14 protein-coding genes are annotated in these 14,536 nt (G+C 72.3%); 8 read left to right on the plus strand and 6 right to left on the minus strand.

What is annotated here, in order from left to right; all coding sequences use genetic code 11:
• Nucleotides 1–397, plus strand: a 397-nt coding sequence (locus tag DY245_RS37510; protein ID WP_128511570.1) for a Ser-Thr-rich GPI-anchored membrane family protein, incomplete at its 5' end; no start/stop codon positions are given.
• A 31-nt stretch (nucleotides 398–428) separates the two neighbouring features.
• On the opposite strand, the gene DY245_RS37515 is transcribed toward DY245_RS37510, so the two are convergent.
• From DY245_RS37515 to DY245_RS37525, 3 genes are read right to left on the minus strand one after another with little or no spacing between them, the layout of a single operon-like run.
• Nucleotides 429–1,589 carry an acyl-CoA dehydrogenase family protein gene (locus tag DY245_RS37515; protein WP_128511571.1) on the minus strand — a complete coding sequence of 387 codons (1,161 nt, stop codon included), beginning with the start codon at nucleotides 1,587–1,589 and terminating at the stop codon, nucleotides 429–431.
• On the minus strand, nucleotides 1,586–2,767 hold the full coding sequence (locus DY245_RS37520) for an acyl-CoA dehydrogenase family protein (protein ID WP_128511572.1): 1,182 nt from the start codon (nucleotides 2,765–2,767) through the stop codon (nucleotides 1,586–1,588). Before DY245_RS37520 ends, DY245_RS37515 begins: the two co-directional genes overlap by 4 nt.
• Nucleotides 2,764–3,762, minus strand: coding sequence for an NADPH:quinone oxidoreductase family protein (locus tag DY245_RS37525; protein WP_128511573.1), 999 nt, complete (start codon nucleotides 3,760–3,762; stop codon nucleotides 2,764–2,766). Before DY245_RS37525 ends, DY245_RS37520 begins: the two co-directional genes overlap by 4 nt.
• A gap of 202 nt (nucleotides 3,763–3,964) precedes the next feature.
• Here DY245_RS37525 and DY245_RS37530 point away from each other — a divergent pair, with 202 nt between their 5' ends.
• On the plus strand, nucleotides 3,965–4,861 hold the full coding sequence (locus DY245_RS37530; RefSeq protein ID WP_128511574.1) for a helix-turn-helix transcriptional regulator: 897 nt from the start codon (nucleotides 3,965–3,967) through the stop codon (nucleotides 4,859–4,861).
• Here DY245_RS37530 and DY245_RS37535 read toward each other — a convergent pair.
• From DY245_RS37535 to DY245_RS37545, 3 genes are all read right to left on the minus strand, one after another.
• The gene (locus tag DY245_RS37535) at nucleotides 4,805–5,866 is read right to left on the minus strand and encodes a glycosyl hydrolase family 18 protein (RefSeq protein ID WP_128511575.1); all 1,062 of its coding nucleotides are present in this window, start codon (nucleotides 5,864–5,866) and stop codon (nucleotides 4,805–4,807) included. The genes DY245_RS37530 and DY245_RS37535 overlap by 57 nt on opposite strands.
• Before the next feature lie 112 nt (nucleotides 5,867–5,978).
• On the minus strand, nucleotides 5,979–6,461 hold the full coding sequence (locus DY245_RS37540) for a phosphatase domain-containing protein (protein ID WP_128511576.1): 483 nt from the start codon (nucleotides 6,459–6,461) through the stop codon (nucleotides 5,979–5,981).
• Nucleotides 6,458–7,105 carry a winged helix-turn-helix transcriptional regulator gene (locus DY245_RS37545; RefSeq protein WP_128511577.1) on the minus strand — a complete coding sequence of 216 codons (648 nt, stop codon included), beginning with the start codon at nucleotides 7,103–7,105 and terminating at the stop codon, nucleotides 6,458–6,460. The genes DY245_RS37540 and DY245_RS37545 overlap by 4 nt, the downstream gene beginning before the upstream one ends.
• 114 nt (nucleotides 7,106–7,219) lie before the next feature.
• On the opposite strand from DY245_RS37545, the gene DY245_RS37550 reads away from it, so the two are divergent.
• The 6 genes from DY245_RS37550 to DY245_RS37575 all read left to right on the plus strand — a co-directional run bounded on the left by DY245_RS37550 (nucleotide 7,220) and on the right by DY245_RS37575 (nucleotide 14,135).
• Nucleotides 7,220–8,431, plus strand: a complete 1,212-nt coding sequence (locus DY245_RS37550) for a pyridoxal phosphate-dependent aminotransferase (protein WP_128511578.1) — start codon at nucleotides 7,220–7,222, stop codon at nucleotides 8,429–8,431.
• A gap of 285 nt (nucleotides 8,432–8,716) precedes the next feature.
• On the plus strand, nucleotides 8,717–9,994 hold the full coding sequence (gene egtA / locus DY245_RS37555) for an ergothioneine biosynthesis glutamate--cysteine ligase EgtA (protein ID WP_128511579.1): 1,278 nt from the start codon (nucleotides 8,717–8,719) through the stop codon (nucleotides 9,992–9,994).
• Entirely contained in the window at nucleotides 9,991–11,310 is a 1,320-nt protein-coding gene (gene egtB / locus DY245_RS37560) for an ergothioneine biosynthesis protein EgtB (protein WP_128511580.1), read from the plus strand. Before egtA ends, egtB begins: the two co-directional genes overlap by 4 nt.
• Nucleotides 11,311–11,347: 37 nt before the next feature.
• The gene (gene egtC, locus DY245_RS37565; protein ID WP_128511581.1) at nucleotides 11,348–12,103 is read left to right on the plus strand and encodes an ergothioneine biosynthesis protein EgtC; all 756 of its coding nucleotides are present in this window, start codon (nucleotides 11,348–11,350) and stop codon (nucleotides 12,101–12,103) included.
• Nucleotides 12,100–13,062 carry an L-histidine N(alpha)-methyltransferase gene (gene egtD / locus DY245_RS37570; RefSeq protein ID WP_128511582.1) on the plus strand — a complete coding sequence of 321 codons (963 nt, stop codon included), beginning with the start codon at nucleotides 12,100–12,102 and terminating at the stop codon, nucleotides 13,060–13,062. Before egtC ends, egtD begins: the two co-directional genes overlap by 4 nt.
• A gap of 143 nt (nucleotides 13,063–13,205) precedes the next feature.
• Nucleotides 13,206–14,135 carry a phosphatidylinositol-specific phospholipase C gene (locus DY245_RS37575; protein WP_128511583.1) on the plus strand — a complete coding sequence of 310 codons (930 nt, stop codon included), beginning with the start codon at nucleotides 13,206–13,208 and terminating at the stop codon, nucleotides 14,133–14,135.
• The last annotated feature ends 401 nt before the right edge of the window (nucleotides 14,136–14,536 follow it).

The raw sequence follows: 14,536 nt of genomic DNA on the forward strand, positions 1-14,536 counted from the left end.
GTCCGGCCATGCGGGCTCGGCCGCGCGTGCCGCCACCTCCGCCCTGGGCGCCGCCGCCGCACGCGACGGCGCCGACCCGCTTGCCGAGCCCCCGGCGGGGCGGATCGAGGTGACCGCCCCGCAGCCCGGTGTCGACTTCAAGTCGAACGGCAGCTTCGCCGTGGCCTGGAAGAACACCACGGGCGAGGAGGTGGACATCTGGCTCGACGCAAAAACGGGCCACGGCCGGTGGCAGCGGCTGGGTCTGGTCGCGTCCCGGGCGCCGGCCCGGCCCACCGGCGAGGTGATCGTGACGCTGCCGCAGGTGCCACCGGGCCGCTCCTACTTCCTGGAGGTGGCCACCACCGGTGACGGCGCGGTCCGCGGCTTCAGCAGGACCTTCGCCGTCACCGACTGACCGCACCGGTCCGGTCACGCGGGTCGCGGCCCTACGGCGCGCTCAGCCCGACCAGTCCCGCCAGGGCCTCCCGGTGCCGGCCCGGCGACCCCAGCGCGAGCTCATCGCTCTTGGCCCGCTTGAGGAACAGATGGGCCGGGTGTTCCCAGGTCATGCCGATGCCGCCGTGCAGCTGGATGCACTCCTCGGCGGCGCGGACCGCGACCGGCGCGCAGTACGCCTGGGCGACGGCCACCGCCACCGCGGCGTCGGGGCTGCCGGTGGCCAGCGCATCGGCGGCGTGACGGGCCGCGGCGCGGGCCGAGGCGACCTCCAGCCACAGGGCGGCCATCCGGTGTTTGAGCGCCTGGAACGAGCCGACGGGGCGGCCGAACTGGGTGCGCTCCGCCGTGTGGCGCACGGTTTCGCTCAGACACCATTCGGCGACCCCGAGCTGTTCGGAGGCGAGCAGCCCGGCGCCGGTGAGCAGTGCGCGTTCGACGGCGGTACGGGCACGGTCCCCGCGGGCCAGGAGGCGGCCACGGGCCCCGTCGAAGGTGAGGTGTGCCAGGGGGCGGGTGAGGTCGAGAGGGGTGACGGTCTCGGTGCGTACGCCGTCCGCCGTGGCCTCGACCCCGTAGAGCGCCGGGCCGTCGGGGCCCTGGGCCAGGACGAGCAGCAGCTCAGCGGCCGTGGCATCGGCGACCGAGGTCACCCGGCCGGTCAGCGCTCCGTCCGCATCGGCCCGTACGGCCGGGTCCGGCACCCCGCCCGGTGCGGTGGGCAACGGCACCGCGAGCACACCGACGGTGCGGCCCTCGGCGAGCCCGGCGAGCGGTTCGGCGACCTCCGCCCGGTCCACGTCGCAGCCGAGCAGCGTGGTCACCGCGATGACGGCGCTGGTCAGATAGGGGACGGGCGCGACGGAGCGGCCCAACTCCTCCAGTACGACGGCGGCTTCGCGGGCGCTCGCGCCCTGCCCGCCGAGCTTTTCGGGGACCAGCAGCCCGGCGGTGCCGATCTCCGTGGCGAGCGCGCGCCACAGGGCGGTGTCGTACGGGATGTCCGACTCCAGGCCGGCGAGCACGGTGGCCGGATCGCTGCGGTCGGCGAGCAGCGAGCGTACGGCGGCGCGCAGCGCGTCCTCGTCCTCGGAGTAGAGGAGGTCGGGGTCGGGCGTCGGGGCGCTCGACGGGAGGGTCTCGGCGGTCATCGGGGGAGGTCCTTCCACGCGACATCCTTGTCGGTGCGCGGCTCGGGCGGCAGGCCCAGCACACGTTCGGCGACGATGTTGAGCAGCACTTCCGAGGTGCCTCCTTCGATGGAGTTCCCCTTGGCGCGCAGATAGCGGTAGCCGGCCTCGCGGCCGGTGAAGTCGACGCCGTCGGGGCGGCGCATCGTCCAGTCGTCGTAGGTCAGACCGTCCTCGGCGAGGAACTCCACCTCCCAGCCGCTGATCTCCTGGGCGAGCCGGGCGAAGGCCAGCTTCATGCCGCTGCCCTCGGGTCCCGGCTGGCCCTTGGTGAGCTGCTGGCGCAGGCGCTCACCGGTGAGCCGGGCGACCTCGGCCTCGACCCACAGCTTCAGCAGCCGCTGGTGCAGGTCGTGGGTGCGCAGTTCGGGGCGGGCGCGCCAGTCGGCGGCGGCGATGCCGATCATGCCACCCTCGCGCGGGGTGCGGGCGCCGCCGATGGCGACCCGCTCGTTCATCAGCGTGGTCTGGGCGACCTTCCAGCCCGCGCCGACCTCACCGAGGCGGTGCGCGTCGGGGATCCGGACGCCGGTCAGGAAGACCTCGTTGAACTCGGCCTCGCCGGTGATCTGCCGCAGCGGACGCACCTCGACGCCGGGGTCGGTCATATCGCACACGAAGTAGCTGATGCCGCGGTGTTTGGGCACATCGGGGTCGGTCCGGGCGATCAGGATGGCCCAGCGGGCCAGGTGGGCGCTGGATGTCCAGACCTTCTGGCCGTCGACGATCCAGGATTCCCCCTCACGCACCGCGCGGGTCGCCAGCGCCGCCAGGTCGGAGCCGGCGCCGGGCTCGCTGAACAGCTGGCACCACACCTCCTCGCCGGTCCACAGCGGGCGCAGAAAGCGCTGCTTCTGCTCGTCGGTGCCGAACTGCAGGATGGTGGGTGCGGCCATTCCCAGGCCGATGCCGATCCGGCCCGGGTCGTTGCCGGGGGCGCCGGCGGCGTCGAGTTCCGCGTCCACCACGGCTTGCAGGGAACGTGGCGCGTCCAGCCCGCCGAGGCCCTTCGGGAAGTGGACCCAGGCGAGCCCGGCGTCGAAGCGGGCGCGCAGGAAGTCCAGCCGCTGAGTGATGGCGGGAGGGTGAGCGGCGAGCAGCTCGGCGGTGCGCCGGCGCAGGTCGTCGGCGTCGGTCATCGCGCCTCCTCCGCCCCGGGGACCACGACGAGGCGGCCGACGGAGGTGCCGTCGGCGACCCGCTGTACGGCGTCGGCGGCCGATTTCAGCGGGACCCGTCCGCCGATGAGCGGCTTGATGACGCCCTGTGCGGCGAGCTTGGTGAGCTCCTCGTGGCAGGCGTCGACCGCGGCCGGGTCCTTGGTGTTGTACAGGCCCCAATGCAGGCCCAGGATCGCGTAGTTCTTCACCAGCGCGTGGTTGAGCGCGGGGGTGGGGATGGCGCCGCCGGCGAAGCCGACGACGATGATGCGGCCCTCGAAGGCGATGCACTTGACGGACTTGGCGTACGCCTCGCCGCCCACCGGGTCGTAGACGACATCCGCGCCGCGGCCGCCGGTGGCCTCCTTGACGCCGGCGACGATGTCGTCGGAGCGCCGGTCGAGGACGAGGTCACAGCCCAGTTCGCGGGCGATGCGGGCCTTGTCCTCGCCGCCCACCACGCCGATGACCTGGGCGCCCGCCGCCTTGCCGAGCTGGACGGCGGCGCTGCCGACGCCGCCGGCCGCGGCGTGCACCAGCAGTGTCTCGCCCGCCTGGAGACGGGCCCGGCGGTGCAGTCCGAACCAGCCGGTCTGGTAGCCGATGTGCAGGGCCGCGGCCTCGGCGTCGTCCAGGGCCTCGGGGGCCGGCCGGACGCTCGCCGCGTCGACGACCGCGAGCTCGGCGAACCCGCCCGCGGGCAGCGGCGGCTGGGCGAGCACCCGCGCACCGAGCTCACCGGCCGCGCCCTCCCCCACGGCCAGGATCTCGCCGCAGATCTCCACACCCGGGGTGAACGGCAGCGGCGGCCGTACCTGGTACTGGCCCCGGCACAGCAGCGCGTCCGGGAAGTTGACGTTGGCGGCCCGCACCCGCAGCAGCAGCTGCCCCGGCCCCGGCTGCGGGTCCGGCACCTCCTCCAGCCGCATCACTTCACGCGGCTCGCCGTTCGCGTGTACGCGCCATGCCTTCACCTGGTGCCTCCACAGACCTTGGATACGCGGTGGGGCGGAGGGCACACCGGCCCCCTCGCCAGCGACATACTAAGCGGTCGGTATCCCTGAGGGAACAGTCTTCGCCACACCGCGACGACGCCCCGTACGCCACCACCCGGGCCCCGGACCCTGGTACTGACAGGGACAGGCTGCCGCCCGCCCGATGGCGGACACTGGCGCCATGGACTCACCTGCCATGGACACACCCGCCGAGTTGGGGAACTTTCTGCGCACCCGCCGCGCCCGGCTGCAGCCGGAGGACGTCGGGCTGGTCTCCTACGGAGCGCGCCGCCGCGTCCCCGGCCTGCGCCGCGAGGAGCTGGCGCAGCTGGCCGGCGTCAGCGTCGCGTACTACACGCGCCTCGAACAGGGCCAGAGCCACAACGCCTCGGAAGGGGTGCTGGACGCGCTCGCCCGCGCGCTCAGGCTGTCCGCCGACGAGCGCGCCCATCTGCGCGAGCTGGCCCGCCCCGGCAAGGCACACCGCCGCCCCGCGGTCCGCCCTGACAGGGCCCGCCCCGGCGTACGGCAGTTGCTCGCCGCCATGGAGGGCGTACCGGCCCTCGCGCTCGGGCCGCGCTTCGAGATCCTGGCGTGGAACCGGCTCGGGCACGCCCTGGTCGCCGGGCACCTCGACTTCGACAGCCCCGGCCGGCCGCTGGACCGCCCCAATGCCCAGCGGCTGCTCTTCCTCGACCCGCACACCCGCGAGCTGTACCCGGACCGCGACGAGGAGATCCGGCGGGCCGTCTCCTCGCTGCGGGTGGCCGCGGGACAGCACCCAGACGATCAGCAACTCGCCGAGCTCATCGGCGAGTTGTCGATGAAGAGCACCGAGTTCAGCAGTCTGTGGTCCCGGCATGTCGTCAACAACTGCACCTTCGGCACCAAGCACTTCCACCATCCGCTGGTGGGCGATCTACGGCTGGATTTCGAGATGATGCAGACGCCGGACGGTTCCGGGCAGGGCGTGATGATGTACACGGCGGCGGAGGGCTCCCCCTCCGAGGCTGCGCTGCGACTACTCGCCGCGGAGCGCGGCCCAGACCTCCGGGTCCTCGAACCCGAGCGCCCATAGACCGGTGCCCCGCACCCCGTACTCCCTCAGCAGCGGCAGCTGATCGCGGACACCGCGCGCGTCCTGGTACCAGACCTCGTGTTCCTCGCCGTCCTTGCGGTAGGTGAAGTGCGGGGTGCCCGACTCCCTGTCGAAGAGGTAGTCGGCGTCCTCCCGCTCGCGCAGCGCCTCGGCCTCCTTCCATGTCAGATGGGCCGCATGACCCTTGACGCCCTGGACCCAGTCCCAGCCGTAGGCCGGGAAGGCCACCTCGATCTTGTTCCTGGGGATGGTGTCGGTGGCGTAGCGCAGAAACTCCTCGTACCAGTCCTTGGCGGACAGCGGACCCGCCTCACCGCCCGACCAGTGGAGGTCATAGCCCATGATCCGGACCCGGTCGGCGAGTCTGCCGAGCCGCTCGTAGTCGAACGCCTCGCCACTGCCGCGGACCCGGGCCGGCACCGTGACCACGCACTGCTTACGGCGCGCGTGCAAGCGCGCACACAGCTCCTTGACGAGCGCGTTGTATCCGGTCCGCACCCGCTCGCGGGCCGCCCGGTCACCGGTGACCGCCATCGCCTCGTAGTCAAGGTCGATCCCGTCGTACGCGCGGCTCGCCACCAGCTCCAGCAGCGTCTCGACATGCTCCTGCCGCCGCTGCGGATCGTCCATCAGGTCGGCCATCTTCTCGGCGCCGAGGGTCTCGGTCACGGTGGGGACGACGTCGATCCCGGCGTCGTGCAGCCCGTCGATGATGCTGCGCCGCCCCGCCCCTTCGTGCCCGGTGACCGTGGTGTCGGACGAGGCCTCGTACCAGAAGGGACTGACGGTGTGCAGCTGGTCGGCGTGGCGCAGCGCGTCACGATAGGCGGCGTCGATGTCGCCCCAGTAGGGCAGCCAGGCCGAGCCGGTGCGCCGGCCGCCCCTCGGGGACTCCGTCGCGGCGGCGGCCGGGGCGAGCGCTCCGGCGAGCAGCACCACGGTCAGCAGCAGCGCATGGGCTCGGGGCCCTGATGCTTGATTCATGTCCCGAGCGTCACCCGGCCCGGGCACTGACGCATCGTCAGATGCGCCGAACGAGGTGGCGCGGACGGGCACTCCCGGCCGTATGGGCCGACCGGGGCGCGATCAGCGCACCCTACGTACGCCCCGCCCGCTGCTGGGCGTCGCGCAGGGTGTCGGACGGCGTCGCCCACCGGGCCCGGATCACCGGGAATCCGGCCTTCTCGCACGCCTCGCAGACAAGTTCGTCATCGTCGACGACATGACGGATCTCGCGGTCGCGGGCGATCCGGCGCAGGATCTCCAGCTTGGTGTGCCGGGCCGGGCGCCGGTCATTGTCGGGCCGCATCCACAGCTTCCCCTCGGGCAGGCCGTGTTGGGCAAGCCACGTCAGGGTGTCGCGGCGGCAGCGCTCCGGACGGCCCGTCAGATAGCCGACCTCGCAGTCCTCGGCGTGGCGCAGCGCCAGGGCCACGCCCTCGGCGAGGGGAGGGTCGTCGGTGGCCGCGGCGAAGAAGGCCTTCCAGTCGCGCGGGGTGCGCTGCAGCCAGTGCTGCCGATGGCTGGAGTCGGCGAGGGTGCCGTCCAGGTCGAAGACCGCCAGGGGGCGCGTCGTCATGCCGTCGTCGTCCTCTTTTGTCGCTGTCGTTCCCCGGGCACCTCGGGCAGGGTGACCGCGATCCGGCCGGATTCGATCCCCTGTGCGAGGGAGAGATGATCGTACGCGATGTCGGCACACGTCGCGGTGTCCATCCGCAGACGGATGTCGGGGCGCTCGGCCGGACCGTCCGCATATCCGGGACCGTCACCGTCGAGCACGATATGGAACTCCCCTTCGTCGAGGGCGATGTCGACCACCTCGATGCCGTCGGTGAAGTGCCCGGCGAGCCGCGTGATGAGCGGCACCGCGAACCAGTGGGCCCGCACCGCGTCCGTCGGGCGCTTCTCGTCGAGGGCGGGGGCGCCCCAGTCGGCGAGCGCGGTGAGCGCGGGCAGCAGTGCACGGCCGCGGGCGGTGAGTTCGTAGACGAAGGCGGCTCCGGGCGGGGCGAGCCGGCGGCGGGTGACCAGCCCGTCCCGCTCCATGTCCTTGAGGCGGGAGGCGAGCATGTCCGTGCTGACGCCCGGCAGGTCGGCGTGCAGATCGGTGTAGCGCCGGGGGCCGCCCAGCAGTTCCCGGACGATCAGGAGCGTCCAACGGTCGCCGACGGCGTCCAGGGCTCGGGCGACGGCGCAGTACTGGTCATAGCTTCGGCGCGACATGACACCAGCATAGACAGAAGTTGGACTTTCCAAGTCGCAACTTGGTAAAACCAAGTACGGTGTTAACGAGTGCTGCCGCACCACGCGGTGGGCAAGGGACCGGGAGGCCACCGCATGCAGTTCAAGCAGTCGAGCAAGATGGCCGATGTCTGCTACGAGATCCGCGGGCCGGTGATCGAGCACGCGGACGCGCTGGAGGAGGCGGGCCACAGCGTGCTGCGGCTCAACACCGGCAATCCGGCGCTGTTCGGCTTCGAGTGCCCCGAAGAGATCCTCCAGGACGTAATGCGCAACCTCTCCCGCGCACACGGCTACACGGAGTCCCGCGGCATCCTCTCGGCCCGCCGCGCGGTGGCCCAGCACTACCAGGAGAGCGGCCTGCCGGATGTCGACGTCGACGACATCTACCTCGGCAACGGCGTCTCCGAACTCGTCTCGATGGCCGTACAGGCGCTGCTCGACGACGGCGACGAGGTCCTCATCCCGGCCCCCGACTTCCCCCTCTGGACGGCGGTCACCACGCTCGCCGGCGGCAAGGCCGTGCACTATCTCTGCGACGAGTCCGCGGACTGGCTGCCGGATCTCGACGACCTCGCCTCGAAGATCACCGACCGGACCCGGGCGATGGTCATCATCAACCCCAACAACCCGACCGGCGCGGTCTATCCGCGCGAGCTGCTGGAGGGCATGCTCGACCTCGCCCGGCGCCACCAGCTGATGGTCTTCGCGGACGAGATCTACGACCGGATCCTGTACGACGACGAGGTCCACCACCACGCCGCGGTGCTCGCCCCCGACCTGGTCTGTCTCACCTTCAGCGGCCTGTCCAAGTCCTACCGCGTGGCCGGATTCCGCTCCGGCTGGCTGGTGGTCTCCGGCCCCAAGCAGCACGCCGCGGACTATCTGGAGGGCCTGGGCACCCTCGCCTCCATGCGGCTGTGCCCGAACGCGCCCGCGCAGTACGCCATCCAGGCCGCGCTCGGGGGCCGGCAGACCATCAAGGACCTGGTGCTGCCGGGCGGGCGGCTGCGGGAGCAGCGTGACCGGGCCTGGGAGCGGCTGAACGAGATCCCGGGCGTCTCCTGCGTCAAGCCCAAGGGCGCGCTGTACGCCTTCCCCCGCCTCGACCCCGCCGTACACAAGATCCACGACGATGAGAAGTTCGTCCTCGATCTGCTGCTGCGGGAGAAGATCCAGGTCGTCCAGGGCACCGGCTTCAACTGGCCGCGCCCGGACCACTTCCGCATCCTCACCCTGCCGCACGCCGACGACCTCGACGCGGCGATCAGCCGGATCGGACGCTTCCTGGCCGGCTATCGCCAGTGACCCGGGCCGCCTCGGGCGCCACCCGAACGGGTGTATCCCGCTCCCGCCCCCGCCCGCCGCTCACCGGTCCGTTCGGGGGGCCGGGGCGCAGGCCGGAAGGCCGTCCTGGCGTCGTGGGGGCGCCCCGCCACCGTCCGGTGGCTCCCCGCCCCGAACGGCCCGCTCGCCCGGCGGGGGCCCGTCCGCCGCCGTCCGCGGGAGGAACGCGCCCTTGAGCGCATCGGCTGCAGGATATTAGGTGGAGGGCGGCAAATCCTGCCGTCGCCCCACAAGGGAGAGGGATCCATGCCTGTACGCCCTGCAGTCACGGAAGCGGAACTCGAAGCTCACCTGCACGGAATATGTTTCAAGACGGGTCCGCCGCGCCGTATAGGGGTCGAGATCGAATGGCTGGTCCATGACGCGCGCAACCCCCGATGTCCGGTCGAACCAGCCCGGCTGCAGCACGCGGCCGCCACTTTGCGCGCACTCCCCCTCGCCTCGCTCCTGACCTTCGAACCCGGCGGTCAGCTGGAGCTCAGCTCACTCCCCGCCACCTCCCTGACCGAGTGCATCGAGTCCGTCACGGCCGATCTCGCACTGGTCCGCCCCGCCATGCTGGCCATGGGCCTGGGAATGGCCGGCCACGGCCACAACCCGTGGCACCCGCCGCGTCGCGTACTGACCGATCCCCGCTACAACGCCATGGAGGCGTACTTCGACCGCTGGGGCGCGGCCGGGCGGTCCATGATGTGCGCCACCGCGTCCGTGCAGGTGTGTGTGGACGCCGGATACGAGGAGCCGGGGCCGCTCGGGCACGGCAGGCGGTGGCTGCTGGCCCATCTGCTGGGCGCGGTGCTGGCCGCGGCGTTCGCCAATTCGCCGACCAGCGAGGGCTGCCCCACGGGCTACCGCACCACCCGCCAGGTCGTCTGGTCACAGCTCGACCCGGGCCGTACCCTCGCCCCGCCCCAGGGACCGGATCCGCGCACCGCCTGGGTGCGCTATGTCCTGGACGCCCCGGTGATGTGCATCCGCACCGACGACGGGCCCTGGGACGCGCCGGAGGGGCTCACCTTCCGTGAGTGGGTCCGTACGGGCGTGCCCAGACCGCCCACACAGGAGGATCTCGACTACCACGTCACCACGCTCTTCCCGCCCGTACGGCCGCGCGGCCATCTGGAGCTGCGCATGATCGACGCGCAGTCGGGCGATGCCGGGTGGATCGTTCCGCTGGCCGTCACGGCCGCGCTGTTCGACGACCCGGAGGCCACCGAGCGCGCCTACCGCATCGTCAAACCCCTCGCGGAGACGGCCGGCTCCCGTCCCGCGCCACGCAATCCGCTGTGGCGGCACGCCGCGCGTGGCGCGCTGACCGACCCGGAGCTGCACGCCGCGGCGGTGGCCTGTTTCGCCGCCGCGCAGGAGGCCCTGCCACGGCTCGGCGCCTCCCGTGAGGTGTGTGCGGCGGTCGCGGAGTTCACCGAGCGCTATGTGGCGCGCGGCCGCTGCCCCGCGGACGACCATCTCGACGCCCTGTACGCCGCGGAGGGCGATCTCACCCTTGGGAAGGACAGCCAGTGACCATCGATCCCGAGCTCCTTCGTGAGCGCGCGGCCCGGGCACTGCTCGCCGCCCGCGACCGCACCCACCTGCTGACCACCTGCGTCGAGCAGCCCGATCTCGTCGCGCAGCACTCCCCGCTGATGTCCCCGCTGGTGTGGGACCTGGCGCACATAGGCAACCAGGAGGAGCAGTGGCTGCTGCGCACCGTCGGCGGCCGTGACGCGCTGCGCCCGGACATCGACTCCGTCTACGACGCCTTCGAGCATCCGCGCGCCGAGCGCCCCTCACTGCCGCTGCTGGCGCCCGACGAGGCACACGGCTATGTCGCCGAGGTCCGCGGCCGGGTGCTGGACATCCTGGAGCGCACCCCGCTGCACGGCGGTCCGCTGCTGGACTCCGGCTTCGCCTTCGGCATGATCGCCCAGCATGAGCAGCAGCACGACGAGACCATGCTCATCACACATCAGCTGCGCCAGGGCCCGGCGGTGCTCACCGCGCCCGAGCCGCCGCCCGCCCCAGGCGGCGTCCTGCCGGCCGAAGTCCTGGTCCCCGGCGGACCGTTCACCATGGGCACCACCACCGAGCCCTGGGCACTGGACAACGAACGCCCCGCGCACAGCCGGCTGGTGCCCTCCTTCCTGATCGACACCACACCGGTCAGCAACGGCGCCTACCAGCGGTTCATCGAGGCCGGCGGCTACGACGATCCTCGCTGGTGGGCCGAGGCGGGCTGGGCCCAGGTGCAGGAGCACAAGCTGCGCGCACCGCTGTTCTGGAAGCGCGACGGCGGCCAGTGGCTGCGCCGGAGATTCGGGGTGACCGAGCCGGTGCCGCCGGACGAGCCGGTGCTGCATGTCAGCTGGTACGAGGCGGACGCCTATGCGCGCTGGGCCGGCCGGCGGCTGCCCACCGAGGCCGAGTGGGAGAAGGCCGCCCGGCACGACCCGGCCACCGGACGGGCGATGCGCTACCCCTGGGGCGACGAGGACCCCACCTCGGCGCACGCCAACCTCGGGCAGCGGCATCTGCGCCCCGCGCCCATCGGCAGCTACCCGGAAGGCCAGTCGCCGCTCGGCGTACGGCAGTTGATCGGCGATGTGTGGGAGTGGACGGCGAGCGACTTCCTGCCGTATCCGGGCTTTGTCGCCTTCCCCTACCGGGAGTACTCCGAGGTGTTCTTCGGCGACGGGCACAAGGTGCTGCGCGGCGGGTCGTTCGCGGTCGACCCGGTCGCCTGCCGGGGCACCTTCCGCAACTGGGACCTGCCGGTCCGGCGGCAGATCTTCTCCGGGTTCCGTACCGCCCGGGATGCCGACCCGATGGCGGACGCATGAGGTCCGTGGCCCCGATATCCGGGGAGGCCGTTGTCTGATGTGCCGTCATCTTGCTTATCTGGGGCCGGAGATACCCTTCGGTCAGGTGGTGCTGGACCCGCCGTACGGTCTGTACCGGCAGTCGTGGGCGCCGCGCCACCAGCTGCACGGCACGGTCAACGCGGACGGCTTCGGCGTCGGCTGGTACGCGCCCGGCGATCTGCTGCCCGCCCGCTACCGGCGGGCCGGGCCGATCTGGGGCGACGAGCAGCTTCCCGACCTGGCGCGGGTGGTGCGCACCGGCGCGCTGCTGGCCGCCGTACGGGATGCCACCGTGGCCGGCGCGGACGCCGAGGCGGCGGCCGCCCCGTACGCCGCCGGACGCCATCTGTTCAGCCACAACGGCGCGGTGTCGGGCTGGCCCGACTCCCTCGCCCCGCTGGCCGCCGCTCTGCCGCCGCGGGAACTGCTGCGGCTGCAGGCCCGCTGCGATGCGGCGTTCCTGTGGGCGCTGGTCCAGCACCGGCTGGCGCGCGGTGACGAGCTCGGCGAGGCGCTGGCCGACACCGTCACGGCCGTTGCCGAGGCAGCGCCCGGCTCCCGGCTCAATCTGCTGCTGACCGACGGCACCACCATCGCCGCCACCACCTGGGGCGACACGCTGTACCACCTGGCCATTCCCGGCGGCGGCCGGGTGGTCGCCTCCGAACCGTACGACGATTCCCCCCACTGGACCGAGGTCCCGGACGGCACCCTGCTGCGCGTCACCCGGGCCGATGTCCACCTCACCCCGCTCAAGGAGCCCGCTACGTGAGCCCCCTCAGCATCACCCGCACCCTCCCCGCCGACGCCACCGCGGCCGCGCTGCGCGCCGATGTCGCCCAGGGGCTGACCCGTACCCCCAAACAGCTGCCGCCCAAGTGGTTCTACGACGCCCGCGGCAGCGAGCTGTTCGAGGAGATCACCCGGCTGCCCGACTACTACCCGACCCGCGCCGAGCGGGAGATCCTGCTCACCCGCGCCGACCACATCGCCGCGGCCACCAACGCCCGCACCCTGATCGAGCTGGGCTCGGGCTCCTCCGACAAGACCCGCCATCTCATCGGCGCGCTGACCGGGCTGCACACCTATGTGCCCATCGACGTCAGCGAGTCCGCGCTGGCCGCGGCGGGCGAGGCGCTGCTGGACGAGCACCCCGGCCTCACCGTGCACGCGCTGGTCGCCGACTTCCAGCAGGGCATCGAACTCCCCGACACCCCCGGCCCGCGGCTGCTCGCCTTCCTCGGCGGCACCATCGGCAATCTGCTCCCCGAGGAGCGCTCGGCGTTCCTGCGCTCGGTGCACGCCATGCTCTCCCCGGGCGATGCCCTGCTGCTCGGCACCGATCTCGTCAAGGACGAGAGCACGCTGGTCGCCGCCTACGACGATCCGCAGGGCGTGACGGCCGCCTTCAACAAGAACGTCCTGGAGGTCATCAACCGTGAGCTGGGCGGGGACTTCGACCTGGACGACTTCGACCATGTCGCGCTGTGGAACGCCGAACGCGAGTGGATCGAGATGCGGCTTCGGGCCCGCAAGGACCTGACCGTCAAGATTCCCGGAGTGGACCTGGCGGTGTCCTTCGCGGCGGGCGAGGACGTACGGACCGAGGTCTCGGCCAAGTTCCGCCAGGACGGCGTACGCGCCGAACTGGCCGCGGCTGGACTGGAGTTGACCAATTGGTGGACGGACAGCGCGGATCGCTTCGCGCTGTCGCTGGCCTTCCGCGCCTGACGCGGGACGCTTAGCCGGCCGGCGTGTCCACAGGGCGCGCCGGCCGGGTGCCATGTCCGCGGCCGATGTGGTTCGATGCCCCGATCGCATGTGCGTACGAGGCAGGCGTACGGCACGCAGAGCCGAGGGGCAGGGGTAGCGGCATGGGGCTGGGACTGGATCGACGGGGATTCCTCAGGGGCGCGGCCGGGCTGTCGGCCGCCGGGGTGCTGGCGGGCGTCGGCAGCGGGCAGTTCACGGCCGGCGCGGCCGAGCGCCGGGCGTCGGTGCTGTCCACGGGGGACTGGATGTCGGCGCTCGGCGACGGCACCCCCGTCCAGCGGCTGACGATCCCCGGTACCCATGACTCCGGCGCCTGCATCGGCGGCCCCTGGGTGGCCTGCCAGAACACCGCCGTCGACGCCCAGCTGAACAGCGGGATCCGGTTCCTGGACGTCCGCTGCCGGGCCATCGACAACGTTTTCGCCATCCATCACGGCGCCTTCTACCAGGAGCTGATGTTCGGCGATGTGCTGGACGCCTGCCGGGCGTTCCTGCGGGCGCACCCCTCCGAGACGGTGCTGATGCGGGTCAAGCAGGAGTACTCGGAGGTCTCCGCCGAGGAGTTCCGCCGGATCTTCGGCATCTACCTGGACGACAAGGGCTATCGGCCGCTGTTCCGGCTGGACGGCGGGCTGCCGACGCTGGGCCAGGCCCGGGGCAAGGTCGTGCTGCTGGCGGACTCCGACGGTCTGGGCGGCGTCCGGTACGCCGATCCCCAGCTGTTCGACATCCAGGACGACTACATGGCGGAGCCGTTCGGCAAGTACCCGAAGATCGAGGCCCAGTTCCGCAAGGCCGTCACCCAGCCCGGCAAGCTCTTCGTCAACTACGTCAGCACCGCCGCCCTGCTCCCGCCCCGCTCCAACGCGGACCGCCTCAACCCGAAGGTCAAGAGCCTGCTGGAGGGCTCGGAAGGGAGCGCCTGGAGGGGGCTTGGCATCGTCCCGATGGACTTCCCCAACGAATTCGGGCTGGCCGAGACGCTGATCCGGCACAACCTGGCGGGGCGGGCGGTGCGGTCGGCCGCCTGAGCGGGAACCCGCGGCCGACCTCGACGCGGGCACGGCGCCGGTCACCCGACCGGCCTAGTCGGGCGCGTTCCGGCAGCCCGGAGGAACCGCCCGCGCGGGCGTGGCCGTCGGGCCCGGCGGATCGCGGGTATGGCGGGGGTCCGGTGCGGGTTTGAGCCGTGGTCTTCGGCGGCCGCGCACGATGATCCGCCCGGGTGAGCGAACCAAGGCGAGCCGTGCTGCATCAGACTGACTGAAATGTCTGGTTCCGGTGCCGCCCCGGCCTATGACGGGGTGCCGCCGGCTGATGCGGCGAGGCGGCTGTTGGTGGAGACGAGCGAACGCGGGACCGCGCCGGCGGGCGAGGCCGTCGGGGCGCGCGCCGCCGACGGCTGCCGCGGTCCCGGCGGGCCGACCTGTAC

The sequence above is a fragment of the Streptomyces inhibens genome, from assembly GCF_003389455.1.
Taxonomy (GTDB): domain Bacteria; phylum Actinomycetota; class Actinomycetes; order Streptomycetales; family Streptomycetaceae; genus Streptomyces; species Streptomyces inhibens.